Origin of the sequence: Glutamicibacter sp. JC586 (assembly GCF_009805585.1) — a bacterium.
In the GTDB taxonomy this organism is placed as follows: domain Bacteria; phylum Actinomycetota; class Actinomycetes; order Actinomycetales; family Micrococcaceae; genus Glutamicibacter.
In genome coordinates, this window is sequence record NZ_VHIN01000010.1 from 35,460 (window position 1) to 62,051 (window position 26,592).

Annotated in this window: 24 protein-coding genes; 10 read left to right on the plus strand and 14 right to left on the minus strand. The window is 54.9% G+C overall.

Annotation, left to right across the window (positions count from 1 at the left end; all coding sequences use genetic code 11):
• Positions 1 to 61: 61 nt before the first annotated feature.
• Positions 62 to 1,000: an EamA family transporter RarD gene (gene rarD / locus FJV47_RS08135; protein ID WP_159611856.1), complete on the plus strand. Its 939-nt coding sequence runs from the start codon at positions 62 to 64 to the stop codon at positions 998 to 1,000.
• An 88-nt stretch (positions 1,001 to 1,088) separates the two neighbouring features.
• On the opposite strand, the gene gabT is transcribed toward rarD, so the two are convergent.
• The 3 genes from gabT to FJV47_RS08150 form a co-directional block, all read right to left on the minus strand.
• Positions 1,089 to 2,432: a 4-aminobutyrate--2-oxoglutarate transaminase gene (gabT, locus tag FJV47_RS08140; protein WP_159611857.1), complete on the minus strand. Its 1,344-nt coding sequence runs from the start codon at positions 2,430 to 2,432 to the stop codon at positions 1,089 to 1,091.
• 195 nt (positions 2,433 to 2,627) lie between these two features.
• On the minus strand, positions 2,628 to 2,780 hold the full coding sequence (locus tag FJV47_RS08145) for a methionine/alanine import family NSS transporter small subunit (RefSeq protein ID WP_159611858.1): 153 nt from the start codon (positions 2,778 to 2,780) through the stop codon (positions 2,628 to 2,630).
• 2 nt (positions 2,781 to 2,782) lie between these two features.
• A complete protein-coding gene (locus FJV47_RS08150) occupies positions 2,783 to 4,390 on the minus strand; it encodes a sodium-dependent transporter (protein ID WP_159611859.1) in 1,608 nt (535 codons plus the stop codon).
• Positions 4,391 to 4,504: 114 nt separating this feature from the next.
• On the opposite strand from FJV47_RS08150, the gene FJV47_RS08155 reads away from it, so the two are divergent.
• The 3 genes from FJV47_RS08155 to FJV47_RS08165 are packed head-to-tail and all read left to right on the plus strand — an operon-like array spanning position 4,505 to position 6,873.
• Positions 4,505 to 5,908 carry a PucR family transcriptional regulator gene (locus tag FJV47_RS08155; RefSeq protein ID WP_159611860.1) on the plus strand — a complete coding sequence of 468 codons (1,404 nt, stop codon included), beginning with the start codon at positions 4,505 to 4,507 and terminating at the stop codon, positions 5,906 to 5,908.
• A gap of 18 nt (positions 5,909 to 5,926) precedes the next feature.
• Entirely contained in the window at positions 5,927 to 6,361 is a 435-nt protein-coding gene (locus tag FJV47_RS08160) for a hypothetical protein (RefSeq protein WP_159611862.1), read from the plus strand.
• Positions 6,361 to 6,873: an HIT family protein gene (locus tag FJV47_RS08165; RefSeq protein WP_159611864.1), complete on the plus strand. Its 513-nt coding sequence runs from the start codon at positions 6,361 to 6,363 to the stop codon at positions 6,871 to 6,873. Before FJV47_RS08160 ends, FJV47_RS08165 begins: the two co-directional genes overlap by 1 nt.
• 73 nt (positions 6,874 to 6,946) lie before the next feature.
• Here the strand turns inward: FJV47_RS08165 and FJV47_RS08170 are convergent, their stop codons facing one another.
• The gene (locus FJV47_RS08170) at positions 6,947 to 8,044 is read right to left on the minus strand and encodes a polyprenyl synthetase family protein (RefSeq protein ID WP_159611866.1); all 1,098 of its coding nucleotides are present in this window, start codon (positions 8,042 to 8,044) and stop codon (positions 6,947 to 6,949) included.
• A 290-nt stretch (positions 8,045 to 8,334) separates the two neighbouring features.
• On the opposite strand from FJV47_RS08170, the gene FJV47_RS08175 reads away from it, so the two are divergent.
• From FJV47_RS08175 to FJV47_RS08190, 4 genes are all read left to right on the plus strand, one after another.
• Positions 8,335 to 9,672 carry an isochorismate synthase MenF gene (locus FJV47_RS08175; protein WP_159611868.1) on the plus strand — a complete coding sequence of 446 codons (1,338 nt, stop codon included), beginning with the start codon at positions 8,335 to 8,337 and terminating at the stop codon, positions 9,670 to 9,672.
• 170 nt (positions 9,673 to 9,842) lie between these two features.
• Entirely contained in the window at positions 9,843 to 10,631 is a 789-nt protein-coding gene (locus FJV47_RS08180; RefSeq protein ID WP_159611870.1) for an ABC transporter substrate-binding protein, read from the plus strand.
• Between the two features lie 110 nt (positions 10,632 to 10,741).
• Positions 10,742 to 11,533: an amino acid ABC transporter permease gene (locus tag FJV47_RS08185; protein ID WP_159611872.1), complete on the plus strand. Its 792-nt coding sequence runs from the start codon at positions 10,742 to 10,744 to the stop codon at positions 11,531 to 11,533.
• 13 nt (positions 11,534 to 11,546) lie between these two features.
• Positions 11,547 to 12,329, plus strand: a complete 783-nt coding sequence (locus tag FJV47_RS08190) for an amino acid ABC transporter ATP-binding protein (protein ID WP_159611874.1) — start codon at positions 11,547 to 11,549, stop codon at positions 12,327 to 12,329.
• Between the two features lie 97 nt (positions 12,330 to 12,426).
• Here FJV47_RS08190 and menD read toward each other — a convergent pair whose 3' ends face one another.
• From menD to FJV47_RS08205, 3 genes are all read right to left on the minus strand, one after another.
• The gene (gene menD / locus FJV47_RS08195) at positions 12,427 to 14,136 is read right to left on the minus strand and encodes a 2-succinyl-5-enolpyruvyl-6-hydroxy-3-cyclohexene-1-carboxylic-acid synthase (protein ID WP_159613079.1); all 1,710 of its coding nucleotides are present in this window, start codon (positions 14,134 to 14,136) and stop codon (positions 12,427 to 12,429) included.
• 159 nt (positions 14,137 to 14,295) lie between these two features.
• Positions 14,296 to 16,401, minus strand: coding sequence for a PhoX family phosphatase (locus tag FJV47_RS08200; RefSeq protein ID WP_159611876.1), 2,106 nt, complete (start codon positions 16,399 to 16,401; stop codon positions 14,296 to 14,298).
• Between the two features lie 132 nt (positions 16,402 to 16,533).
• Positions 16,534 to 17,529, minus strand: a complete 996-nt coding sequence (locus FJV47_RS08205; RefSeq protein WP_159611878.1) for an o-succinylbenzoate synthase — start codon at positions 17,527 to 17,529, stop codon at positions 16,534 to 16,536.
• Positions 17,530 to 17,609: 80 nt separating this feature from the next.
• On the opposite strand from FJV47_RS08205, the gene FJV47_RS08210 reads away from it, so the two are divergent.
• Positions 17,610 to 18,473, plus strand: coding sequence for a phosphatase PAP2 family protein (locus FJV47_RS08210; RefSeq protein ID WP_159611880.1), 864 nt, complete (start codon positions 17,610 to 17,612; stop codon positions 18,471 to 18,473).
• A 30-nt stretch (positions 18,474 to 18,503) separates the two neighbouring features.
• On the opposite strand, the gene FJV47_RS08215 is transcribed toward FJV47_RS08210, so the two are convergent.
• From FJV47_RS08215 to FJV47_RS08230, 4 genes are all read right to left on the minus strand, one after another.
• On the minus strand, positions 18,504 to 19,520 hold the full coding sequence (locus tag FJV47_RS08215) for a DUF3093 family protein (protein ID WP_159611882.1): 1,017 nt from the start codon (positions 19,518 to 19,520) through the stop codon (positions 18,504 to 18,506).
• Positions 19,521 to 19,685: 165 nt separating this feature from the next.
• Entirely contained in the window at positions 19,686 to 21,122 is a 1,437-nt protein-coding gene (locus tag FJV47_RS08220; protein ID WP_159611884.1) for a dihydrolipoamide acetyltransferase family protein, read from the minus strand.
• Positions 21,123 to 22,205, minus strand: coding sequence for an alpha-ketoacid dehydrogenase subunit beta (locus FJV47_RS08225; RefSeq protein ID WP_159611886.1), 1,083 nt, complete (start codon positions 22,203 to 22,205; stop codon positions 21,123 to 21,125).
• 1 nt (position 22,206) lies between these two features.
• Positions 22,207 to 23,370: a thiamine pyrophosphate-dependent dehydrogenase E1 component subunit alpha gene (locus FJV47_RS08230; protein WP_159611888.1), complete on the minus strand. Its 1,164-nt coding sequence runs from the start codon at positions 23,368 to 23,370 to the stop codon at positions 22,207 to 22,209.
• A 224-nt stretch (positions 23,371 to 23,594) separates the two neighbouring features.
• Between FJV47_RS08230 and FJV47_RS08235 the strand changes: the two genes are divergently transcribed.
• Complete coding sequence (locus FJV47_RS08235) at positions 23,595 to 24,047, plus strand: Lrp/AsnC family transcriptional regulator (RefSeq protein ID WP_159611890.1); 453 nt, start codon at positions 23,595 to 23,597, stop codon at positions 24,045 to 24,047.
• Between the two features lie 65 nt (positions 24,048 to 24,112).
• Here FJV47_RS08235 and FJV47_RS08240 read toward each other — a convergent pair whose 3' ends face one another.
• The 3 genes from FJV47_RS08240 to paaD are packed head-to-tail and all read right to left on the minus strand — an operon-like array spanning position 24,113 to position 26,571.
• Entirely contained in the window at positions 24,113 to 24,898 is a 786-nt protein-coding gene (locus FJV47_RS08240; RefSeq protein ID WP_159611892.1) for an enoyl-CoA hydratase/isomerase family protein, read from the minus strand.
• Positions 24,899 to 24,916: 18 nt separating this feature from the next.
• A complete protein-coding gene (gene paaE, locus FJV47_RS08245; protein WP_159611894.1) occupies positions 24,917 to 26,077 on the minus strand; it encodes a 1,2-phenylacetyl-CoA epoxidase subunit PaaE in 1,161 nt (386 codons plus the stop codon).
• Entirely contained in the window at positions 26,074 to 26,571 is a 498-nt protein-coding gene (gene paaD / locus FJV47_RS08250) for a 1,2-phenylacetyl-CoA epoxidase subunit PaaD (RefSeq protein WP_159611896.1), read from the minus strand. Before paaD ends, paaE begins: the two co-directional genes overlap by 4 nt.
• Positions 26,572 to 26,592: the final 21 nt, after the last annotated feature.

The following is a 26,592-nucleotide window of genomic DNA, read 5'->3' on the forward strand; positions in this document are numbered from 1 at the left end:
AATTTTTGCCCCTGATCTCCACCTATTCTGATTTGCCTAAGCTCGAAAGCGTACACTCGCAATGTCATCAAGCACTACCAAACCCGTCCGCTCCGAACATAGCTATGGTTTGATCCAAGGCACCTCTGCGTACCTGATTTGGGGACTGCTCCCCGCGTACTTCTTGCTGCTTCCTGAAATTTCCGCCGTCGAGTTTGTCGCCGTGCGTGTTCTCTTCTCGTTGATCTTCTGCCTGATCTTGCTTGCGGCCACCTCGCAAATCCACCAGTTCCTCGCCATGTTCAAAGACTCCAAGACGATGTTGCAGCTGGCTTTGGCCAGCGTGCTCATCGCCGGTAACTGGGTCCTGTACGCATTGGCTGTACTGACCGGACACGTACTTGAAGCCTCACTGGGCTATTTCATCAACCCTATTGTCGCGATCTTGCTTGGCGTACTGGTGTTGAAGGAAAAGCTGCGCCCATTGCAGTGGGCCGCTGTTGCTCTGGCTACCATCGCGGTTATCGTACTGACCATTGGCCTCGGCCGGGTCCCATGGATTTCTTTGGGGCTTGCCTTCTCCTTCGGCTTCTACGGCTTGGTGAAGAATAAGGTCGGCGGCAAGGGTACTGCTTTGGGTGCTTTGACCGTCGAGACCGTGTGGCTCACTCCCCTAGCCATCATCTACGTCATCTGGCTGTCGCAGACCTCGGGCTCCACGCTATTGGATAGCAACTTCGCCGGTGTACTGTTGCTGGCTTCTAGTGGCATCATCACCGCAGTGCCGCTGTTGCTCTTCGGCGGTGCGGCCCGTCGACTGCCATTGAGCACGGTCGGCTCCTTGCAGTTCATTGCACCTCTACTGCAGTTCATCTTAGGTGTGCTGGTCTTCCATGAGCACATGCCTTTCGAACGTTGGATCGGCTTTGTGCTGGTGTGGATCGCTGTCATCTTCGTCTTGGTCGATATGATTCGAGCGCCGAAAGGCCCGCGTGTGAGTGCACCGGTAGAGATCAACTAACCCCTTCAAAACACACCAGAGATAGCAAAAAGCTTCGGCCGTTCTAGTTGAACGGCCGAAGCTTTATCCATTTGCTAGGTGCTAGTCCCTAGGCAGCAAGCTTGCGGATCGCAGTTTCGAGCACGTCGAAGGCGTCGTTGAGCAGCTCGTCGCCGATGACCAGTGGAGGCAGCAGGCGAACGACGTTGCCGTAGGTACCACAGGTAAGGATCACAACACCCTGAGCCAAGCACTCAGCAGCGATAGCCTTGGTCAGATCGGCGTCTGGCTGCTTGCCACCTGCCTTGACGAACTCAAGAGCGATCATCGCACCACGGCCACGGACTTCACCGATAGCTGGGAAGGCAGACTGCAAAGCGGTGAAGCGAGCGAAGAACTTCTCTTCGATTTCGCGGGCGCGACCTGGCAGGTCCTGCTCTTCCATGAACTTGATGCTCTCCAGCGCAGCAGCAACAGCAACTGGGTTACCACCGTAGGTGCCGCCCAGGCCACCACCGTGAACCGAGTCAAGCAGTTCGGCGCGGCCCACGATGCCCGAGAGTGGCATACCACCGGCGATGCCCTTAGCTACGGTGACGATATCCGGTTCGATCTCTTCGATGTCCGAAGCGAACCATGCACCGGAGCGTGCAAAGCCGGCCTGAACCTCATCAGCGATGAAGACGATGCCGTTTTCCTTGGCCCATTCAGCAACACGTGGCAGGAAGCCGGTCGCTGGAACGATGAAGCCACCCTCGCCCTGGATTGGCTCGATGATGATCGCGGCGATTTGATCGCCACCGATCTGCTTCTCCATAGCCAAGATAGCGCGCTCTGCCGCTTCCTTGCCCGAGATGTTTGGGTTCTCTTCGCGGAATGGGTAGCTCATTGGCATGCGGTAGATCTCCGGTGCCAGTGGACCGAAGCCGCGCTTGTATGGGGCAGCCTTAGCCGTCAGACCCATGGTCAGGTTGGTACGGCCGTGGTAGGCGTGATCGAAGGCTACAACTGCCTGGCGACCGGTAGCTACACGAGCAACCTTAATAGCGTTTTCTACTGCCTCGGAGCCCGAGTTGAAGAAGACTGCACGCTTCTCGAAGCCACCTGGGGTTATCGAGGCTAGCTTCTCAGCCAGTGCGATGTAGTTCTCGTAAGGAGCGACCATGAAGCACGTGTGGGTGAAGCGCTGTGCCTGCTCGGCAACGGCCTTTGCCACTGCTGGGTTGGATGCACCAACGGTGGTCACCGCAATGCCCGAACCGAGGTCGATCAGCTGGTTGCCGTCAACATCAACGATGATGCCGCCGTCTGCGTCAGCTGCGTAAACAGGCAGGCTGGAAGCAACGCCGGCGGCAACTGCCTTGGCGCGGCGTGCGGCGAGTTCTTCCGACTTGGGGCCGGGGAATGGCCCATTGATCTTGCGCTTCTGTTCAATGCGGTAGGTAACGTCCACCTGCTTGTCCTCTCACTATGGTTTTATGAGCTTGCAGCTCACTGTGTTCTTACCAACAGACTATTCTTTGCGGCCTTATGCCACTAGCAAAATTGGCACAATTAGCTCTGCTTTTGGTAGTGCATTTGCACAGCAACGCCTCCCTGTTCCAAATCGGATTTGGAACAGGGAGGCGTTGCTATTTTGGTGCCGAATTTACAGGCTTGGGTTGCCCGCAGTTTCAGCTGTTTCAATCACGTGGTCATCATCCTTTTCGGGGTGACGAGACAAGTTGATCAGTGAGACAGCCAGGCCGCCCCAGATGGTCAGCATGGAAATGATCATGAAGACAATTGCGATACCGCTCATGACTAGTATTCCTTTCCGGCTGGTTCGGGAAGTTCTTCAGCGTTGACATTGGCCTTGTGCTGATCAAACTCTGGATCATTGATTTTCGAGTTCTTGCCCCATGGGATCAAAGACATCAGTACTGCACCAACGATCAGTGCGCCAGCCATGCCCCAACCGAAGATCCCGTTGAACCAGGTTGGGTAGCCCGAGTATGGTTCGTTGATCTTGGACTGCACTTCATTGATGAGCATGTAGCCCAGCGCTGCCGGACCGATGCCACCAACCAAGACTTTCCAACCGGTGCCCAGTTTGATGGAGCTGTGACGGTTCATGTGCTTGGCCAGTTTTGGCAGCATGCCAAGACCCGCACCAAAGACGATCACCATGACCAGTGCACAAGCGAGGATGCCGAACTGGTTCACGAATGCGTCCATGGTGTCCAGCAGGTACAAACCGGTGGTGGTTGGGAAGAGAATCAACGAAATCAGTGCGACAGGAAGAACAACAACCAAGGTGGCCGGGGTACGCTTCCAACCCAGCTTGTCTTGGAAGGCTGCGACGATCACTTCAAGAATGGAGATCAGTGAAGTCAAACCGGCGAAAACCAGGGAGCCGAAGAACAGCACACCGATCAAACCGCCCAGTGGTGCTTGGGACACGATGGTTGGGAAAGCGATGAACGCCAAACCAATACCACTGGTGGCCACATCATCAACGCTGGAGCCGGCATTGTGTGCCATGAAGCCCAAGGCAGCGAACACACCGATACCTGCGAGCAGCTCGAAGCCCGAGTTAGCGAAAGCAACAACATAGCCAGAACCGGTCAAGTCACTCTTGCGCTTCATGTATGAGGAGTAGGTGACCATGATGCCGAAGGCTACCGATAGCGAGAAGAAAATGTGGCCAAAGGCCGCAGCCCATACAGCCGGGTTTTGCAGCGCTTCGAAGTTCGGGGTGAAGAAGGCATTCAGGCCGTCGATAGCTCCTGGCAGGAAGACGGACTGAACAACCAGAATCACGAACATGACGATCAGCAGTGGCATGAAGACCGCGTTGGCGCGAGAAATACCCTTGTTCACACCGGCAATCATGATCACCATGGTGACCAGCCAAACGATCAGCATTGGCACGAAGATGCGGCCAACAAAGTCGAAGGAGACGCCCACGGTATCCGAGACCTGTAGGAAGTCCTGCATGAAGAAGCCTTCGGCTCCGTCAGCGTTCTTGTCCCAGGCCTTGGTGATCGAGAACCAGCAGTACATGGCAGCCCAGGCAATGATCGCTGCATAGTAGATGGCAATCACGAAGCAGATCAATACCTGCCACCAACCGAGCATTTCGGTCTTACGATTTGCGCGTCGATACGCCAGCGGGGCCGAACCGCGATAGCGGTGACCAATGGAGTAGTCGAGGAAGAGTAGTGGGATACCGGCGCAAAGAATTGCAACCAAGTAAGGGATCAGGAATGCGCCGCCGCCGTTTTCGTAGGCAACGTAGGGGAAACGCCAGATGTTTCCCAGACCAACGGCCGAACCAACCGCAGAAAGGATGAAGAGCTTTCGGGATGAGAAAGTCTCACGCTTTTCAGATGCGAGTGGAGCGCCCTGTGTTGAAGATGGAGTGCTCATGAATCCAAGCTACTGCAAAAAGTTCACATTGTGGTCAATTTTTAGCCCCGTGTGTCCATTATTTGAGCAATTTGCTGAAATGGGAACTATCCGTGACCCAACTAGAATAGCTGCATGGCAATTAGTTTACGCGGACTCTTAGAGCATGACGAGCTCAACCTTAAGCCGATGACCGAGCACGCTCATCGAGACACCATGGTTATCACTTGGGGCGCCATCACCGAGCAGCTCGACCCTTCTCGTTTCCTCACCGGTCGAGAAATCGTACTAACCACCGGAGTGCGTCAAAAAACCAAGGCGGCCCAACGTGAATTCGTTCGGATCCTCGCGGCCAATGATGCTGTTGCACTGGGCTTTGGCACCGGATTGGAACATGCCGCCGTCCCAGAAGCTACCTTGGTTGCCGCCCGCGAAGTCGGCCTGCCGGTCTTTGAAGTCCCGTATCAGATTCCCTTTGCATCAATTACCCGATTGATCGCCGAGGCGCTCAATGCCGATCACCTCAAGCGAGTTGAGAGCCTACTAAAGGCTCACCAAAAATTGGCTCGCTCACTCCTCTCCTCTGATTTAGACAGCATGCTTGAGGAACTGGCAAAGATGATCCGCACCGATGTGGCGTTGAGCCTGCACGGGGAAGTGATCAGTGGCGACTACGACCCGCAGCGCACCTGGCATGAACGTCCGGTGGCGACTGGTGAACGTGACAAGTGCATCCTCCACCTAGCCGAGCCTTACGTCCATGACCCGGTGGTGGACTACGCACAATCCCTCATTGGTTTGGAAATGGCTAATAAGTCGCGCCTTCGAGCCTCCCAGCGCCAGGCCAACGGACAGGTTCTGGCCGACCTTGCAGCCGGCACCTTAGTTGGCGCCGATGCTGCAGGGCGTCTCGGTGCGTTGGGGCTGAACCCACAACGCGAACATGCGGTGATCCTGGTTCAGGCTTCAGCACAGGCCGAACGACTTCAGACGCTCCCCCTACCAGCAGATTTATCGTCCCAAGTTTCTGCCATGATGGAGGGCAGGCTGGCGGTGATCGTTGCGCATAGCAAGGTGCAGCTTTCCATCAAGCACCTAGACGAGTACTTGGTGGCTGCCGGAATTCCTGCACGTGTGGGCTATGGCGGACGGTATTCGAATACCACCGGTATTCGTTGGAGCTACTTTGAAGCGCTGGAATCTCTGCGCCACGGTGAACGCGTGAATGTGCCCACCAAACTTTCTTTGACCTCTTTGCTGCTTGCCGCCCGCGATGTTCCATTACAAGACTTGGCTGCAGAGGCCCTCGGACCACTACAAGACTTTGATTCCACCCATGAATCGGACTTGCTGCTGACTTTGCGTGAATACCTAAACAGAGATGGGTCCGTCGGCGCCGTGGCAGATGCCTTGGGGCTGCACCGCAATACGGTGCGCTATCGCATGCAACAGATCTCTGAGCTTTCAGGCTACGACCCAAATGTGACAAGTGACCGAGTTCAGCTCTGGATCGCGTTAAGCGCACTAGAACTTGGCTAATCTCGATAGGATAAAGACATGGCTGACATGTTTCTAGAGAAGTTCTGCTCCCTGGTTCCCAAATACTTGGAGGACCAGTGGAATGAAGCAGACGGGTTGAACAGCGAAGAGCTGAGCGAAGGCCTCGCCCAGTCCAAGGTGTCGATTCCTTTTGTCCTCGAAGAGTTCTTCCGCGCCCTAGGCAACAATGAAGACTTCATGGAGGCCTATCACTACTTCTTCGACCCTGAAGAGTTGGAGATTGAAGACGGATACCTGCTGTTCTTGGAAGATGAAGAAGAGAAATTTGTCTGGGGTTTCAAAGCTTCCCAGCTAGATGTTCCAGATCCAATCGTCTACCGTCGCAACAACGCCAAAGGTACCTGGACTAGCGAAGAAGGAACCTTCAGCGAATTTACGCTAGACATGTTCACCTGGGTCTTTGACGAGCTGGCAGCCGAACTGGAGGACTAGTGCTCCACCATTCCCATCAACCAGACGGTTACCAATGCCCCTTTTGTGAGCTGGTATTGGACTTGCCGTTCAGCCGCGATAACCTTTGCGCGCCTAGTGATCTGATTTATCAGACGGACTTGGTAGCGGTCATCATGGCCTGTGATGGGTTTGGGAACTACGGTGGGCACGCCATGGTCATTCCCACCGGACATCTGGAAGCCCTCTACGACTTGGATGACGCCACCAGTGCGGCCATCATGAAGGAAACCAAGCGCGTGGCCCTAGCCATGAAGCTGGCTTGGAATCCTGAGGGCACGAGCACCCGTCAGCACAATGAACCTGCGGGTAATCAGCATGTCTGGCATTACCATCAGCACGTTTTTCCGCGATATCACGATGACCAGTTGTACCAACAGCTCCGTCACCGAGTTTCCGTCCAAGAGCGCGCGGTGAAAGCTCGGGAACTACGCGAGGCTCTGTTCAGCCCGGAGCATCCCGAATCACTTGATACATCGATGATCGTTCGTTGATCTAAAGATCATCCAAAACAGAAATACCCTTGAAAACCTTACGGTTTTCAAGGGTATTTCTGTTTTGAATTATTTAGGCGTCGCGAGTCACTACTGCGTCAGCGAAGGAGATCAGGGCCTGCTTGACGGTACCTTCAGGCAGTGGCGCCAATGCTTCGATGGCGGAGTCGGCCCACTGACGAGCAACCTTCCACGCGTCATGCAATGCCGAGTGGGCGCCCACAGCCGCTACTGCTTCAGCTAGTGCTTCATCGGATGTTAGATCCGAATCGACCAGAGCAACGGCGGCCTGCGCCTGCTCGTCTCCTGCGTCAGCAGCCTGGCGAAGAAGCAGAATTGGCAGCGTCGGAACACCTTCACGAAGATCGGTGCCCGGAGTCTTACCGGAATCAGCCTTGGCGGATGACAGATCAATAACGTCATCAGCAACTTGGAAGGCCACACCGACCTTCTCACCATATTCACGCAGCACGTCGATAAATTCTGGAGCGCCACCAAAACGAGCACCAAAAGCGCCCGAAGTGGAAAGCAAGGAGGCGGTCTTATCGCTAATGACCTGAATGTGATGCTCGATGGCGTCGTCGCCTTCGCGCGGGCCAATGGATTCGTGTAGCTGCCCCAGGCACAAACGCTCGAAAGTCCGCGACTGCCACATGACCGCTTCCGGGCCAAGATCCGCACCATAAACTGAAGCGCGAGCGAAGATCAGGTCGCCAGCCAAGATCGCAACGGAGTTACCCCAAACCTCGTGGGCAGTGGGTGCACCTCGGCGCAGTGGAGCTGAGTCCATTACGTCATCGTGATACAGAGTGGCTAGATGAGTGAGTTCTACGATGGCAGCAGACTTGATCACCTCGTCGGTCACACCGTGGCCTAATAGCGAAGTCAGCAACACCAGCAGTGGGCGCACGCGCTTTCCGCCCGCTTCAACCAGGTGTCGGCTGGAGGCATCAATCAAGGGATCAGAGTTAGCTAGCGCATCGCGCAAAAGCTTCTCGACCTTTGCCATACCGATGGAAATTGCCGGTCCAAAGTCCGGGTCCTCGGCTAGCATGGCAAAGCCCGAGGGAAGATTGATAGCCGCAGCTAATGCAGCGGTTTCAGGATTCAGCTCAATCGAGTCAGACACTTCATGCCCGGCTGCGGTCCAGTTGCTCTTGGAATCAGTCACTGTTCTACGGCTTACTTATCTTTCATCGGGGCGGCCATCGCGGAATGCGAAGACTTCTACATCTGTAAAAATACAGACAAACTTCTCTTCACTCTAGCCGATGCTGTCCACCGCTGGTTGTTGGCACGACGTACCGATAACAGGTCCGTTGACCAGCGCCCTAGCAGTTCGTGCTCGAGTTTACCGGCTCAACAGGGCACATGTAGCCAGACCCGCCATATCTCACACTCGTGACTGGGAACACCTGCGCCCCTAATCCCCCGGCATCCCGCGGTAGGCTTAGCCATATCATGTCTGCAGATTCGTCCGTTCTTAGCGCCAGCGCCCACCAGCTGATAGCTCCAAGCCTCACCAGCGTCACGTTCGAATACCGTGACGCACCACAAACGTTGCTTAGCGACTCATTGCGTCACCGAAGCCTAGTGTGGACCCGTAACTCTCACGGCTTGGTTGGTTTTGGTACAGCTGCACGCTTGCACACCCATGGTGAAGAACGCTTTGCCCGGGCTCGCGCATGGTTTGCCAAGGTCGTAGAGAACGCGCAGATCATTGACCCCATCAGTCGTCCAGGCAGCGGTCTTCTCAGCTTTGGATCATTCGCCTTCTCCTTTACGAGCGTCTTTGAATCACGCATGATCATTCCGCAATTGGTGATCGGCAAGGACGAACACGGGGCCTGGATCACCGTTACCGGGACGCCCGATGAAGTTCAAGGCATCAGCTACGATCAGGCATTGGCCCGTGCTACCGCAGCCATGAGCGATGCTGCCATCCCCGCAACGACTCCGGGAGCCATCAAACTCACCAGCGGTCAACTCACCGCCGGGTCCTACGTTGAGGCCGTACGCAAAGCGCTGGGACATTTTGAAGAACGTGGCATTTCCAAACTTGTTTTGGCTCGCGACGTTCTGGCGCAAAGTTCTGCACCCATTGACCTCTCGGGCGTGGTTCATGCTCTGACCGAACGCTACGCGGACTGCTGGACCTACAGCGTTGATGGCTTGGTTGGCGCCACCCCTGAAATGTTGGTTCGCGTCACCGATGGGCTGGCCGAAGCGCGAGTGCTTGCCGGCACTTTGGATCGCGCGGCCGCCGGTGCGAAGGATCCAGAATTTGCCCAGCACCGACTCTTTGAGGATCCCAAGCAGCGCAACGAGCACCAGCTTGCCATTGATTCGCTCACTGATTCCCTAAATCCCATTTCCCATGGCATGAGCGCACCCAAAGAACCATTTATTCTCCAGCTACCCAACGTCTGGCATTTGGCCAGCGACGTTCGGGCACAATTGCGTGCCGATGCAACCGGCTCCTTACCTTCGGCTCTAGACGTGGCCGAAATTTTCCATCCCACTGCCGCAGTCTGCGGAACTCCAACCAAGAAGGCTGGAGTGCTATTGCGTGAGCTAGAAGGCCTGGACCGCGGACCGTATGCCGGGCCTGTGGGTTGGGTCGATAGCCGAGGCGACGGTGAATTTGGCATTGCACTTCGTGGCGGAATCTTGGAAGACGAAAAGCTGATGCGCCTGTACGCCGGATGCGGGATTGTTCCCGGTTCAGTGCCGGAAGATGAATTGGCGGAGTCTTGGGCAAAGATGCGCCCCATGCGCCAAGCATTAGGTGCGGAGTAGGACGCAGCTCACGTTTGTACGCAAATGTTTCGGGCCATGTTTCATCAGCGTAAATTTTCCTTGCCCTCGATGACACTTGTGTGAAGTGCGTCTCGTGGTGGTGTTAGCGCGGTTATGATTGTGGCATCGCAGTGATCCACTCGCAATAACCGAAAGTAGGTTTTGATCCTATGCGTAGCCCTAAGAAAAAATTCGCCGCCGCTATCGCTCTGAGCTCAGTAGCCCTGATGGCACTAACCGCCTGCGGTTCCGATAGCAGCTCCGAACCATCTGCGGATGCTTCAGGATTCCCGCTCAATCAGGGCAAGCTGACCATTTGCTCGGATATTCCGTACGAGCCATTTGAATTCGTCAAGGACGGCAAGAACGTCGGCTTCGATATGGACGTCGCCGCAGAAATTGCCAAGGACGCCAAGCTGGATCTGAACGTCATCGACGCCAGCTTTGACTCCATCGAATCAGGTCTGTTCAGCACCCAGTGCGATATCGCTATCTCGTCGATCTCCATCACCGATGCCCGCAAGGCCAAGATGGATTTCTCCACGCCATATATGGACGATGACCTTGTTCTGATCGCCAAGAACGGCTCGGGCATCACCGATTTGGCTTCAGCCACCGACAAGAAAGTCGGCGTCCAGCAGGCCACCACCGGTGAAAAATACGGCAAGGAAAAGGGTCTGAAGAACCTGGTTGGCTACGAAGATGCGGGCCTACAGACCCAAGCATTGCTGGCAGGTCAGGTTGATGCAGTTCTAGGTAACCAGTCAGTTCTTGGCTACGCAGTGAAGGACAAGCCAGATTACAAAGCTGTGGCCAATTTCAAGACCGGCGAGCAGCTGGGCGTTGCTGTGCCTAAGGACAAGGCAGACACCCTCAAACTCGTTGACGGCACCCTCAAGCGCCTAACCGATGCCGGCACCATGGAAGAACTAACCGTGAAGTGGTTCGGCGAAAAGTAATTCTTCGCTAGCTTCACTTTAGATTTACCAGGCGGGGGTTCAAGCCCAACGAAGAAACACGAACTTCGTTGTTGGCCGAACCCCCGCTACCTTTACGAGAGGTTCACCCCATGGCAATGACGACTAGTCAACGTGCCCGCATGAGCAAGACTATTCAAATAGTTCTTTTCGTCGCCATCATCATTGCGTTGATTGCGATCGTTGATTGGAAGAAAGCCGGTTATGCTTTCTTCTCCTTCAACAAACTTGGCCCGATGTTCCCAGACATGATTCTGGTCGGTCTGAAGAATACGATCTTCTACACCATCATTTCCTTCGCTTTTGGCCTTGCTCTGGGCCTTTTGCTGGCTCTGATGAAGATGGCGTCCTTTGCGCCCTACCGTTGGTTCGCTACCGCGTTTATTGAATTCTTCCGTGGCATCCCGGCCATTCTGGTACTGCTTGCTTTCGGCTTTGGTTTGCCTCAGGCCTTTGGAACTCAGTGGCCACAGCCGGTCAATGTGATGTGCGCTTTGGGTCTAGTTTCCGCCGCATACATCGCCGAAACCCTCCGCGCTGGCCTACAGGCTGTGCCTAAGGGACAGACTGAAGCAGCACGCTCGCTGGGCATGCCCGCGTGGCGCGCCATGCTCACCATCGTGATTCCACAGGCGTTCAAGATTGTTCTGCCGCCGATGACTAACGAAATCATCTTGCTCACCAAGGACACCTCGCTGGCCTTCATTCTTGGCGCTGCAATGGCGCAGTACGAGATGACAAAATTCGGTCGCGACGGCATCTCTCAGCTGGACGCCGGGCTCACGCCTTTGGTGGTTGCTGGTTTGTTCTACCTGGTGATCACCATCCCGCTGAGCTTGGTAGCTCGTAAATTCGAATCCCGCGCAGCGAAGACCAAGCGGTAGTTAGGAATTCAAAATGTCGACTGACACAAATCAAATTTCGGTCAACGCCGCCGGCGTGGAAATCTCTGGACTGCGTAAGTCCTACGGCTCAAATGAGGTTCTCAAGGGCATTGATCTAAACGTTGCCCCGGGTGAAGTGGTTTGCCTGATCGGTCCTTCTGGTTCCGGTAAGTCCACTTTGTTGCGTTGCGTGAATCTTCTGGAGCAGCCTAACGGTGGCAGCATTCTGGTCGGTGGTTTTAATGCCACTGACCCTGAGGTGAACCTGGATAAGATGCGCCAAAAGGTGGGCATGGTTTTCCAACAGTTCAATCTGTTCCCGCACCTCACGGTGTTGGAAAACTGCACCGTCGCACCCATCAAGGTGCTCAAGCGGAAGAAGGTTGATGCGCAAAAGATCGCTAAAAGCCACCTTGAACGCGTAGGTCTAGGCGATTTTGGTGAGCGCTACCCGGATCAGCTTTCTGGCGGTCAGCAACAGCGTGTGGCGATCGCCCGCGCACTGTCCATGGAACCAACCCTGATGCTCTTTGATGAGCCAACTAGTGCGTTGGACCCGGAGACCGTGGGTGAAGTCTTGGCCATCATGAAGAGCCTAGCGCAGGCCGGCATGACCATGTTGGTGGTGACTCACGAAATGGCTTTCGCCAAGGAAGTCGCTGACCGTGTGGTCTTCATGGACGGCGGTGTTGTTGTGGAAGAAGGTAAGGCTTCGGAGGTCATCGGTAACCCTCAGCAGCCTCGTACTCAGGACTTCTTGCGTCGAGTCTTGGATCCGACTCACGTAGACATTTAGTCAGCCGAGTTCGAAAGCCTATGAGTACAGATCCCCTGTTGCAGTTCACATCCGGTGTTCGCAACAGGGGATTTTTTTGGTTCCGATAGGCAAGTCGCTAGCCTTGCGGCCACGGAAGTTGACCGATCTTTTCATTCAGCGCCAGATTCTCTGCCCGAAGGCTTTGCCGTGATGCTGGCACTTCGATCAGTCGAAGTGGCTTCGTGCTTGGCGCATCAAGAATTTGTGCAAGTTCCCTAGCGGAAGATACCTGTTCGTATTCCCATCCATAACCGGTGGCTAGGTCCTGAAGGTTCAAGCGTTGTGGGGTGGCGAACAATCGCTCCACCGCGGTGGCATACCGGCCGGAGTCATCAACGGCCCCATGTTCCAAGGTGGAGAAAATCGCGCCACCACCATCGTTGTACACCACCACATCCAACCGTGGCTCAGTCTCACCCGGGGTCCAAGCCAGAGCGCCAGCGTCATGAGTGAAAGTAATATCTCCCATCACCGCCACGGTGCGCTGTCCGCTTCCCACGGCTAGGCCCAAGGCAGTTGAGATGGTTCCGTCAATCCCAGCCAATCCCCTATTCGCAAAAATCTGTGATCGCGAAGTTTCCAGACTTTTGGCCGCTAGGTCGAAATCGCGCACGATATTTGATGAGCCTAGTAACAGAGTTTCCGGCTGGTCCTCCCAAATCACCTGGGCAACAGCCAAGCCGTTGATGCCGTTCTCTGATCGCACTTGAGTTCTCAGGGCTTCTGCTTGGGTGTCCAAGCTTTGCCAGGCGGTCAGCCAGCCGGGTTCGGCTACCCCAGCAAATTCTTGGAGTTCTGCCCAATCATCCACCGGCTTCTCGCGTCGACGTCCAGACTCATACCAAGCAACCGGCTGTGGCTGCCAGATAACGCTTTTGATTTCGGGGTTGTCCAAGAGTTTGGCCACCGGTCGGCTGAGCGTGGGACGACCAAAGAGTACAACACGATCAATATATTGTGCCCCCACGGAAATCAAGGGGCGATAGTGGGTGATAGCGTGAGCGGAAAAACGTGCGTTGGACGATGGTTCAGCAAAAAGCGGAAGGCCCATTAGCCGCGCAAATTCTTGAGCCTGCTCCCCCGCATCATGCCCGGCTACCACCACGGTGCGTCGTCGCAGCAAATCATCTATGAGGGTGGATGTTCTCACCGTAGCTTGCTGCGTTGCCTCTGGTCGACCCATCGACCAGTCCCCCGGTTCAATGTTCGTCCATCGCTGATCATCAATGCGCTCGGATTCTTCAGGAATTAGCGGATCACGGAACTGCAAGTTCAGCTGAACCGGCCCGGCCGGAGTGGTGTCATCACCGGCGAGCGCAGCTAGGGCTTGGCGTAATTGCTCAGCAGGGTGCTGGCCCGCCGATACGTTCAAGGCCAAACGGGCGTGCTCACCGAACAGAGTTTTTTGTTTGGTACTTTGGCTGGCACCGGTCCCGTGAAGTTCATCGGGACGGTCTGCAGACAATATAAGTAGTGGTGTGGCGGTGTGGTTGGCTTCCATAACAGCCGGCAGCATCTGGCCAATAGCGGTGCCACTGGTGGCAGCTACTGCCACCGGAGTCTTGGTACTCTGCGCTAAGCCCAACGCCATGAAAGCCGCTGAGCGTTCATCGATTCGCACGTGGATCCTGATGAGTCCTGCGTATTCTGCTTCAGCTGCGGCGTAGGCAAGTGGTGCGCTTCGAGATCCTGGAGAAATTACCAAGTCATGGAATCCGGCTCTGATGAGCGTTGAGAGAACTTCACGCGCCGTGGTCATGGCAAGTTGCTCTTTGGGTTGTTGCATTCCCACGCGGTATGACTCCTTTGATCCCTCAACTCAGGCAGTAGTCCCAGTCTATGCCTTGCCGCGCTTGGTGGCAGTGTGACGATACGCCAAGGCACCAACGGTCTCCGGGAAAATTCTCGGAGGCCGTTGGTGCATTAGTTTGTGCGAAGGGTGAGGCTACTTGTTCCTACCTTTGCCTTTTCCCTTACCGTTGTTATCCACATTCTTGAAGACCTGCACCACGGTTGGTCGAGGGCCGTAGAACTTGCCAGCACCGGAGGCTGCAGGGTTCTGAAGGAAATCAGGGAAGAGTGACGCTGGAGAAGCGAAGGTTCCGCCTTCTCCGGGGTGCTGCACCGCGACGAACACCGAGTTGTCTTTGTCGTGAATCAGAGGTCCACAAGTCTCGGCACCGGTTGGTACAGCCAAGAACTGTTCAACACGGCCCCGGTTCTTGCCGGTCAGGGTCACCTTGTGCAGAGCATCGGAGTAGCCGATGGTGCTTGGTGCACCGTCGGTGGAGATCCACAGGTTTCCCTTGGAATCAAAGGCCAGGTTATCTGGGCAGGAAATTGGCGAAACCTTATCGGTCGGGTAGCCCGAGAAGTAGGTAGAGCCGTTGACCTTTGGGTCACCTGCTACCAGCAGAATGTTCCAAGTGAACTTGGTGCTGGTGGCGTCGTTGCCGGCTTCGGTCAGTTCCAGGATGTGGCCATCGCGGTTGGAGACGCGCGGGTTGGGCTCGGTGGCGCCTTCTTTGCCTTCCTTGCCACGGTCCGAGTTATTGGTCAGCGCTACGTAGAGCTTGCCTGAGACGGGGCTTGGCTCCACGTCCTCTGGGCGGTCCATCTTGGTTGCACCGATCTTATCTGCGGCCAGGCGGGTGTAGACCAAGACCTCTTCAACGCTCATGCCTTCAACTTTAGAGACGCCACCCTTGACCAGTGGCAGCCAGGTTCCGGTGCCGTCGAAAGCGCCGTCTGAAGGAAGCTGTCCGCTGCCATCAATTTCGCTGACTGGTGAGTTGCCGGAGAACTTGGCAACGTACAGATCACCTTCGGAAAGAAGGTTCATGTTCGCCTTGCGATCATGCTTGGAATAGGTGCCCTTGGAGATGAACTTGTAGAGATACTCAAAGCGGGAGTCATCGCCCGAGTAAGCAACGGCCTTGCCGTTCTTGGCAATGCGTACGTTGGCGCCCTCGTGCTTGAAGCGACCCAAGTTGGTGTGTTTGACCGGGGTGGACTTTGGATTCTGCGGATCAATTTCAATGACCCAGCCGAAACGGTTGGCTTCGTTCTCGTAGCCTTCGTGATTCAGGCCAAAGCGTGGGTCGGTGTCTTCCCAACCGCGTTCGGTAGCTTTGGCGCCGATGCCGTAGCGGGCTTCCTCAGCAGTGCCCTTGCCGCGGAAGTACTGGTCGATATTCTCTTCACCGGAAAGTACGGTGCCCCATGGGGTGGTGCCGCCAGAGCAGTTGTTCAGCGTACCTAGAACCTTGGTTCCTGTTGGGTCAGCCACGGTCTTGAGCAGGTCGCTGCCCGCTGCTGGCCCATCAACCTTGAATTCAGTCTGTGCGGTGATGCGACGGTTGCGCTCCCCACCCTGAACGTACTTCCACTGCTTGTCATTCTTCTTGCGCTTAACCTCAACCACGGAGAAGCCGTGGGCGTTCATGGCAATGCGGCGTGCTTCGTCCTTGTTCGCTTCAAACCATGCCGCGTCAAACATCATGTCTTCGTTGGTGTACTCGTGGTTAGCCACCAAGACGCCGGTACGGCCCGAGTACTTATCAACGATGATGTCCAAGTAATCGTTGTTGTAGCCGAACTGTTCGGCCTGCTTCTTGGCGCTCTGCTTGTTCGCATCAAACTGTGCGGTGTTCTTAAACAGTGGATCACCCCAACGGATAATTGGAGCCCAGTCGTAGCCTTCAGGCACAGTCAGGTCATCGACCGACCGCGATACGGCTTCGATAGCGTCAAAAGCGAGCTTGCCACCTTTATTGGAGCCGTTTTTCATCGGAACTAACGTAGCTGCACTGGCTTCCGACGCACCGAAGAACTGTGGTCCAACTACTAGCGCTGATGCACCGACAGCGCCTAGGCCAAGGATATTTCGACGCGACATCGCCTTGTCGGCAATGTCCTTGAAGTAGCTGTTGTCTGAAGTATTGCAATCCGGTTTAACGCAGGCATCTCCACACTTGAAGTGGCATGTAGCTGCGGAACGACCTCCACGGGTGTGGCCTAGCATTGGCAAAAGGGTACGGGTTGGATTCATGATCCATCACTTCCTCAGTTGGGGCTCGCTGTCAGGGGAATGACGCGATATGAGGCTTTCACCTGGAAGTGTGCAAAACACGACCTCAAGGTAAACGACAGGGAAATTGATGGTGCTCCGTACCGGGTGTCACTAGGCGCGAGTCAGTTGCTCATAACACTGCGCAACTCTTTTTTCCCACCACTGAATCCGCGAATCCTCAGGGCGGTGTTGTTGTAGTTTTTGAACGTCAGCTTCGATGCGACGCACGGGAAGGAATCCTGCGGTGGCAAGCAAAGGATCTGCACACACGTCATCGGCCAGCAATGTTCCGGTAGATAGTCCACAGGCGTAGGGCAATTCTGGTAACGCACTGGCCAGTGCCGCTGCCTGAGCCAGTCCGACCGATGTATCTAGTGCGCTGGAGACCACAACGTCGAGTTCGGCTTGCTTGGCAATCTCCAATACGGCTTGGATTCCGCCCAATGGTTGTGCCTTGATCACCATTAGGTCAGCGGCGCCCAACCGGGAGACTTCGAGTGGATCGGTGTGTTTGCGAACTGCTTCGTCGGCAGCGATTTTTAATTCAATACCGGCATTGCGCAGCTTTTCACGAACTTGAGCCAAACCGATAATGCCTGGGACCGGCTGCTCTGCGTACTGCAGGTCAAACTCGCTGAGCTTTCTCAGTGCGTGTACTGCTTCATCAATGTCCCAGCCCATATTGGCATCTACCCGGAGAGCCGCATCCGGGTAGAGCCGGCGCGCTTCGGCGACTCGGGCAACATCGTGCTGGAGGTCTTGTCCATGTTCTGCCACTTTGATCTTGATCGTATGTGGCGCATCATAGCGGTCAAGAATCGAACCTACCTCGTTGGCAGGGACAGCTGGCAGGGTGGCATTGACCGGGATCTTGGTGCGCAACGGTTCTGGGAAGGGCTGATAGGCAGCTTCAATTCCAGCAGCCAGCCATCGCGAGGCTTCTTCGGCCTCGTATTCGCCAAATGCAGAGAATTCGCCCCACCCTGCTGGGCCTTTGATGAGCAGCGCTTCTCGCTGGGAGATTCCACGGAATTTGACCCGCATAGGTAGGCGAACAACATGAGAGTTTGCCAAGACTTCTGCTAATGGTGGAAGTTCAATGCTCATGTACTAAGCCTAGCGAGCGTGGGCATCATTACAGGGCTCTTGGGTGAGCTTTGCACCAGTATTTGTGACAGTCTAGATACATGCCACGCCATTCAACAGCCGTTCGCCCTCACCACATTCGGTGGTGGTGGGCGCTAGTGCTCTTGATTGCTATGTTCTGTATTGAGTACACCTTCTTTGTACTGCTTAGAAGCGGCCAATGGGCTGATCAGGCAAGTTTTATGGCTTGGTCTCAATGGTGGCCACGCACCGAACTCTTAAATCCGATACGCCAGTTCCTTGATCTTCTCCCGGTGATCTGTGGAGTCATTGCAGGAATCTTTTTGCTCTATCGGGTGATTCGTGACCGAAGTTTCCTTCGAGCGATCGTCGCGATTATCTCCGTGGTAGCCGCCATGGGCTCAACACAATTGCTCAAGCACGAATTTCTTACTCGCCCAGACTTCAATTTCGGCACCACGGGCAACTCGTTCCCTTCGGGTCACACCGCGGCCGCGGCGGCATCCATGGGTTTGATGTATTTGATGTCGCCGCCAAGACTCCGCCCGGTGATACAACCCGTTGCTTGGCTCTTTGCCACTATCACCGGTGTAGCCACACTGATCTGTGGTTGGCATCGCCCCAGCGACATTGCCGCTGGTTTCTTGGTCACCGCCCTATGGCTAGTTATTGCTAGCGCGGTGCTACAACGTATTCAACCGCTGAGCCACGAGGTAAACAAGACCGGATGGTCAAGGCACGTCGGTGCAGCCAGCATCATCATCTGGGCCGCCATCATTGGATTATCTTTCCTGCTACCCCATCCGCATATTCAAAAGATTTCTGAGCCCCTGCAACTGACCTACGCAGTCCTGGGCATTGCGCACGTCGTCACTGCTTCCTTAGCTTCTGGATTGGTTCTGCGCTCTGTAGTCCTTGGACCGCATAGAACATTCAAGAAGTAACGTCTTGATCCCGGACCGGTTCGCTGGCTCCTAACTATCAGCCGGTAGCAGCGATCGAATCTTCTCTGCACCCGGTTGCGAGTTAGGGATAGTGACAGCAAATCGCGTCGAATTCTTCAGCTCGAAGGCCAGTCCTTCATGGCGCTTCAAGACGACTGCCGACCCGCCAGGGAAGAATCGCCAGCCCCAACCACCCCAAGACATCGGATCAATTTCGGTACTGTCAACGGAGATGATTTCGTTGGTCTTGATTGTTCGCAAGGGGAATCCGAAAACGGCTGACGAAACTCTTACTCGGTCATCAGATATCGTCACTCTAACCCTGCACAGTCCCAGCACCAGAGCACAAACAATCAAGGAAATAACCATTCCAAATGTTGCGGACACCAGATCAGCGCTGTGCGGTTGGACGATCAGTTGAATCAGAATGAAGATTCCCACGCCCGCGATCACAATGCCCAATAGCCATAGCCACCATGGTGCCTTCATGGTTTCGTTGAACTCGCCGTTCTGGGCCGGTTGCGGTTGCTTCGGCTGTTCTGTCGCGATGCCGCTGGCCTGGTTAATCCGTGCCTGTCGTTTGCTGTGCAGTTCCTTCGCATAAGACTGATACACCCCGCAGATCCATAGCGGCAGCAGGCCAATTAGTGAGCACGCAATCATGGGCAGAATCCACAAGCCGATCACTGCACTCTGAGGTGTTTCGGCGAGTGCAGTTGGCACTGCAGATCCAATAAAAACACTAGCGGTGAGCCACGACAGCAGACTGCCGACAAAGAGGAGGGTCAGAAGCAGCCCAGGCTTACGACTCTGGCTCAAGGCAATCAGACCGATCACCGAACCAACCACGATAAGGCCAATACACGTTGATACGAAGACAGAGGTGTCAGTGAACTGATCAGGATATTTGTCGGTCCAGTGCGTCGCTGTTAGATCTGGCAGTTGGTGAGCGACTAGGAAGTAAATGCCTAGGACAAGGCCAAGGGGAAAGAACAGCAAGGTATACAGCCATGGACGGTTTCGCACTTCGTGTCTTGCCTGGCTCATCTATTACCTGTCCTTCATCGTTCGCCGAGCACCAAAATACTTATCATTCGATCCTATCAATACGGATATGACTAGGAAACAAATAACCAAGAACCAATGAAATATCAGCAATATGGATGATGCCCGCCAAACCAACAGGTTCGACGGGCATCAATGAAATACTAACTACAGCGCAATCAATGCGCGTTGAGGATCGGTCATTGCGTCAGCGACAAACCGCAAGAATCCAGCAGCGGTTCCGCCATCGCAGACACGGTGATCAAAGCTCAGCGTCAGCTCACAGATGGAACGAACCTTGAGTTTTCCATTGACCACCCACGGTTTCTCAATGATCCGTCCCAGCCCCAGAATTGCAGCCTCCGGATAATTGATGATCGCAGCTGAACCATCAACGTTGAACACCCCATAGTTATTGATGGTGAAGGTGCTACCTGACAAATCTGAGATCCCAGCTTTGCCTTCCCTGGCAACTGTAGCGAGTCGAGCAAACTCTGCCGAAAGCTCCTGCGCGTTCAATTTGTGGGCATCCCGTACGTTGGGGACCACTAGTCCGCGCTCGGTCTGAGCAGCGAATCCAAGATTCACTCCCTCAAACACGGTATGGCGCAGACTTCCATCGCCTTCGATATCGATACGGCTATTCAGCTCTGGGAAGCGTTGCAACCCTGCCACCGCGAAACGCGAAATCAACGCCATGACACTTGGTGCCTGGGCTTCAGATTCTTTAATCTTTGAACGCAGTTTCAACAGCTTTGTGACATCTACATCCACCCAGACGGTCGCTTCAGGAATTTCGCGACGAGAGGTGCTCATCGCGTTAGCAATAGTTTTACGTACACCTGAAAGAACCTGCGAGGAAGCCACTGGCAATCCTGTACGTGTATCCGTGTCTGCAGTGTTCGAGGAGTCATCCGGCTTCGTCGAAGAGCTGACAACATTTGGTTCAGAAGGAGGACTTTGCTGGATATTCTGTTCACTTGTCCCGGAGATTACCGCTTGGACATCCGTACGCAAGACCAGCCCTTCGGGACCTGTCCCCTGAACTGTGGAAATATCCACTGCATGCTCGCGGGCTAGCTTACGAACCAGCGGGTTGATGACACGGACAGCTTCAACCGGGCTCTGGACCGTGGCCGCTGCCCCTGCCCCTTGGCCACGTGGCTTACGTCGCCGGCTAGTTTTCCGTTGAGCTGAACCAGTCCCATAGCCGATCAAAACATTGCCGCTACCTTCATCCTCTTGCTCTCCAGCGCCAGCAACCGCAGCATCATCCTTAGGCGTTTGGGTTCCTGCCAGCTCCTCCTCGCGGTAGGACTGCGCGCGCTCGCCGGCCGACTCCTGATCAAACACTGCGCCGGTGCCACCAGTGTTCACAGAGATGAACGGCTCATCCACCAGCATCATTTGCCCGGCTTCACCGTGAAGGGTTGAGACCACTCCCTCAAAAGGACATGGTATTTCCACCAAGGATTTGGCAGTTTCAACTTCAGCAATGGGCTGGTCCACGGCAACGCTATCCCCGGACGCAACCATCCAACGGACAAGTTCCGCCTCAGTTAGCCCTTCACCGAGGTCAGGCAATAGGAAAGTCTTGATACTCATTTACGCCTCCCACTGGAGTTGATCAACAGCGTCGAGAATTCGTTCGGCGCTGGGCAGGTGGAACTTTTCCAAAGTTGGTGCCGGGTATGGGATATCAAATCCAGTCACGCGCAACACCGGCGCAGCCAAAGAATGGAAGCACCGTTCTTGGACACGGGCCACGATTTCGCTAGCTACCGATGCAAAGCCTTGAGCTTCCGCGATGACAATCGCGCGACCAGTCTTGCGCACCGAGGTGCAAACCGTATCGTCATCGAAAGGCACAATGCTTCGCACATCAACAACTTCAAGGTTGATGCCTTCTTCGGCGGCCAGTTTTGCAGCTTCAAGTGCCGTGGAGACACTGGGTCCGTAGGTGATCAAAGTTGCGTCGCTACCTGCACGGGCGATGCGGGCTTGACCTTCAGTCTTTGCGCTCTTTTTCGCGTCGTAATCCCGGGCCAGCTGTTCAAGATCCACTTGTTCCTTGGACCAGTAGAGCTTCTTTGGTTCAAAGAACACCACTGGATCATCAGAATCGATCGCTTCACGCAGCATCAGGTAAGCATCTTCAACGCAAGATGGCGTGAAGACTTTGAGCCCTGGGGTGTGTGCGTAATATCCTTCGGATGAATCGCAGTGGTGTTCTACCCCGCCGACACCGCCGGCATAAGGAATTCGAATAACCATCGGCAGGCTCAGCTTGCCTTGGGTGCGGTTGCGCATTTTGGCAACATGCGAGGCGACCTGTTCGAAGGCCGGGTAAGCAAAAGCATCAAACTGCATTTCAATGACCGGGCGCATACCGTTGATGGCCATGCCCACTGCCATTCCGACGATGCCGGACTCGGCCAGTGGCGTATCGAAGCATCGTTCCGGTCCGAAGCGGGCGGTGAGCCCGTCGGTAATACGGAAGACCCCGCCAAGGGTTCCTACGTCCTCACCAAAAATAACTACAGAGTCATCCGCGACCAGAGAATCAGCCAGCGCGGTATTCAGTGCCTTGCCGAAAGTGACGGGCTGGTTTTCGTTAGCAGCCTTGGCCGCAGCACGTGCGGTTGCGGCGCTAACGTTGGGATTAACTCGCGATGTCGTGGCAGTCATTCTAGGCCTCCTCGCGGTCTAGTTCGTCAACAAGCAACGCTTGCTGTTCGGTGAGCTGAGTGCTCTTAACGGAATAAACGTGCTCGAAGAGTTCACGCGGATCAGTATTAGCATCCTGGTTCATGCCGTCGCGCAGGGCCTTGGCAACTACTTCTGCGTCTTCAGCGATGGTGCTGAGCGCAGCATCAGTAAGCAGTCCGGCGTCTTCCAAGTAGGCCTTCATGCGAGTGACCGGGTCTTTGGCGATCCAGCCTTGAACTTCTGAGTCCTCACGGTAGCGCTTGTCGTCATCCGCGTTGGTATGCGCTTGCATGCGATAGGTGTGAGCTTCAATGAGCAACGGTCCATTACCCTCGCGTGCCATACGTACTGCGCGAGTCATGATGGCCATCAGCGCCATGAGGTCGTTGCCATCAACGCGCTCACCGGCCATTCCGTATCCCACCGCCTTATGCGCTAGAGAGGGGGCGGCGCTTTGCTGCGAGAGCGGAACGGAAATGGCATATTTGTTGTTTTGTACAAAGAAAATCACCGGCAGGTTGAACACCGCAGCGAAGTTCAATGCTTCGTGGAAATCGCCTTCACTGGTAGCACCGTCACCACACATGGCAACTACAACGGTGTCTTCTCCCCTGAGCTTGGCAGCGTGAGCAACGCCGACCGCGTGAAGCAACTGGGTAGTTAACGGAGTGGACATCGGTGCACACTTGTAGGCCTTGGGATCGTAGCCACAGTGCCATTCGCCGCGGAAGCTCGTCATGACTTCCATTGGTGCAACACCCTTGGTCAAGACTGCCACGGTGTCTCGATAGGTGGGGAACAGCCAATCGTTCTCCCCCAAGCACAAGGCCGCAGCAACCTGGCAGGCCTCTTGACCATGGCTTGATGGGTAGACAGCCATGCGCCCCTGACGGACCAGTGCAGAGTTTTGGTCGTTGACTCGACGCCCCTTCACCAGTGCCGCGTATGCTTCCATGAGTCGAGCGGGGCTCGGCAACGGATACTCATGACCAGGTTCGGTTCCCTGCTCATTCTCCGGACGGAGTGACCCGTCTGGATTTAATAGGTTGATCATGTGCCTAGCTGGCAACATGTAATCTTCGGGAGTAATACCGAATTTCTTGCTGACTTCAGAGATGCGTCCAAAGGTTGCTTCCGCACTCATGTTCTCCCACCTTCCTACTTTTGGACTGTCCTCTCAGGCACACGCCCTTGTGACCCAGTTCACCCAATATCATTTGCAACCAATTATGCGTATGGATTGCATTCCGTATCCAGTCCGCGGTTAAATCGTGGAAAGTTGTGATTCAGATACGTATACTCGTAGACGAATCGTTTCACAAAAATGTGTTTTGGCCTGAGCCGTCAGACACATCGATAAGGAGAGTCATGACCGCGGAAGCGGAGTTAAAACTGGATGAGGTTGACCGCGCCATTTTGGCCGAACTCACCAAAGACGGTCGCCAGTCAGTGACGACCGTTGCGCAGAAGGTTCATGTCTCGCGCGCCCACGCTTATTCACGTATTGCCAAGCTGCAAGAAGCTGGGGTAATCACGCGCTATACGGCCGTTGTCGACCCGGTGAAAGCTGGGTTGAAAGCCAGCGCCTACGTCACGCTTAAGCTACGTCAGCATTCCTGGCGGGAGTTGCGTGACCATCTAGCGTCCATCCCCGAAGTGCAGCACATTGGTCTGGTCGGAGGAAACTTTGACGTGATTCTACTAGTGCGCGCCAAGGACAATTTGGACTTACGCCGCGTAGTTTTTGAAGAATTACAGGCCTTGCCTACGGTGTTGGATACCCAGACGCACCTGATATTTGAAGATACGGACACTCGCTAGAACGCGAGAGGCCCACTTCCTCGGCGGCTTCGGATTTAACGAAGCCGCTGAGGAGGTGGGCTTTTTTATTTCCTCCCGAAGAAGACCGGTGGTCGTTTCTCTTGGAAAGATTTGAAACCTTCGGCGTAGTCGGGGGTATCGGATAAGGCTGCTTGTGCACGGTTTTCGTTGTTCATCGAAGCCCACAGACCAACACGATGATCCCGAATTTCTTGAACCAAATGCTTTGATTCAACAAAGGCTTGGGTCGCCCCCAGCGCTACTTTGCTAATCATCTCTTCGCCGCGCTCAACCAACTCTTCTGCTGGGAAGGAACGGGAGAACAGGCCTGACCTGACCGCTTCAGCGCCAGAGATCAGTTCTGCTGTGTAGATCATGTCCAGGGTTCGATGCGCTCCAAGTCGCTCGGTGAAAAGCCAATGACCTCCCGAGTCTAATGTCGCTCCAAGATTGGCAAAGGGAGAACCAATTTTTGCATTATCGGCCACGTACACCACGTCAGTGGCGATAGCCAAGCCCAATCCCACCCCAAGACACGCGCCCTGAACCAAGGCAAAGGTAGGCGCCGGGAAGTTCGACATTTTTTCCAGCAATGGCTGCACCGCGCCACCCAAGTACCCAATGACATCATCATCTGCCGGATTCACGGCGGAAATATCTCGGCCCGCACAAAAGCCCCGCCCAGCCCCGGTGAGAACCAACGCCCTGACACTACCATCGGCGACACCAGCGGCTGCTTTGTCATAGGCCACGGACAACTCTTCGAGTGCTGCCACATTCAGCGAGTTCATTTTTTGCGGGGCGTTGAGCGTTATCCTCGCAATCGATTCCGCAATTATCAGTTCAATCATCAGTTCTGCCTAACTTCCCTACGCGTCAAAGTCGACGGATAGTTTTTCGCTGGTTGGATGAGACTGGCAGGTGAGCACATATCCAGCGTCAACTTCCTCAGGCTCAAGTGCGTAGTTCTCCGCCATGGTCACTGATCCCGAGGTCACCTTGGCACGACATGTTCCGCACACACCGCCTGCGCAGGCGAAAGGCACGTCTTGTCTAACGCGAAGTGCAGCGTTCAATACCGTTTCATTGGCACGCACGGGGGAAGTAACTTCACCCTTGAGGCCATCCAGATTGAAGCTAATTTCATAGCTTTCCTCATTCTCGTCCACCACGACCGGCCTGCCGATATGTCCTTGCGGCTTGGTTGGTTCACCGGTGGTAAATAGCTCAAAACGTACTTTCTGAGCTGGCACTTCTAAAGCGGTGAGCTGATCTCTGACCAATTGAACTAGCTCGAAAGGTCCGCATAAGAACCATTCGTCAACGCTGGCTGCCTGCAGGACATTGGTGAGCAACGAGTTGAGTTTGTCTGCGTCTATGCGTCCGGAAAGCAATGGCGAGATACGCTGTTCACGACTAAGCACATGGTGCAACGCCATTCGTGATGGATGCCGATCTTTGAGGTCTGCCAATTCCTCTAAGAACATCACGTCCATGGCGGCTTTGTTGGCATAAATCAGGTCGAAGCGACTGTGCTCGTTCGCTTCAAGAATCGTGCGCGCAATAGCTAAGACCGGAGTGATTCCTGATCCGGCAGCGACTGCGACAAATCGGTCTTGACTCGTTGTGTCGATACTGGAGGGGTCATTAATCTCAGTCAGCTTGTGCTTGGAAATAAAAGCGCCGGCCGGACTCATCACGTCGATTTCATCCCCGGAGGCCAGCTGCTCATTGGCCCAGGTGGAGAACAGGCCACCAAGATCGCGCTTAATAGCTACCTTGATCTCCTGCCCATTGGGTGCAGCACAGATTGAGTAGGAACGACGCAGTTCCACCAATTCGCCCTCGGCGTTGGGTAGCTTTTTACGCAATGCCACGTACTGTCCTGCGACGTAGTCATACTCATCGCTCAGTTCCGCAGGAATAGCGAAGGTTACTTCGATGGAGTCTTTGGTCAGGCGCCGCACATTGCTGACGGTCAGCCGGTGAAAGGAAGCCCTACGTCGGGTGGAGGAAAGTTGTTCGGTCATGACAGTACCTTGAAGTAGTCGAAGGGCTCTAGACAGTCTTTACAGGTGTAGAGCGCTTTACAGGAGGTGGAAGCAAATCGGGCGAGCTCACGGGTATTGAGTGAATGGCAACGAGGGCATTTCACACTCATGCCCAAGGTGATCCGGCCAGCGTGAGCACGACCTGTAGGGGCAGCGATCCCATACGCTTCCAGTTTTTGTGCGCCTTCTTCGCTCATCCAGTCCGTAGACCAAGCTGGTGTGAGCACCAGCTTGATCTCGACTTTCTGATATCCGGCATCCCTAAAAGTGGAATGGAGATCTTCACTGATCACGTCCATTGCTGGACATCCCGAATATGTAGGGGTGATAACCACTTGCACCGCGCCATCTTCAGTGACGGTGACGTCTCGCAAAATCCCTAGGTCCGCGATGGACAGCACTGGGATCTCCGGGTCGTTCACCTTCGCAGCGATGGCGAACAGCTCGTTGGTTTCAGAAACAAGTTTGTTCAAGACTGCTCCCCTCTCAGGAAG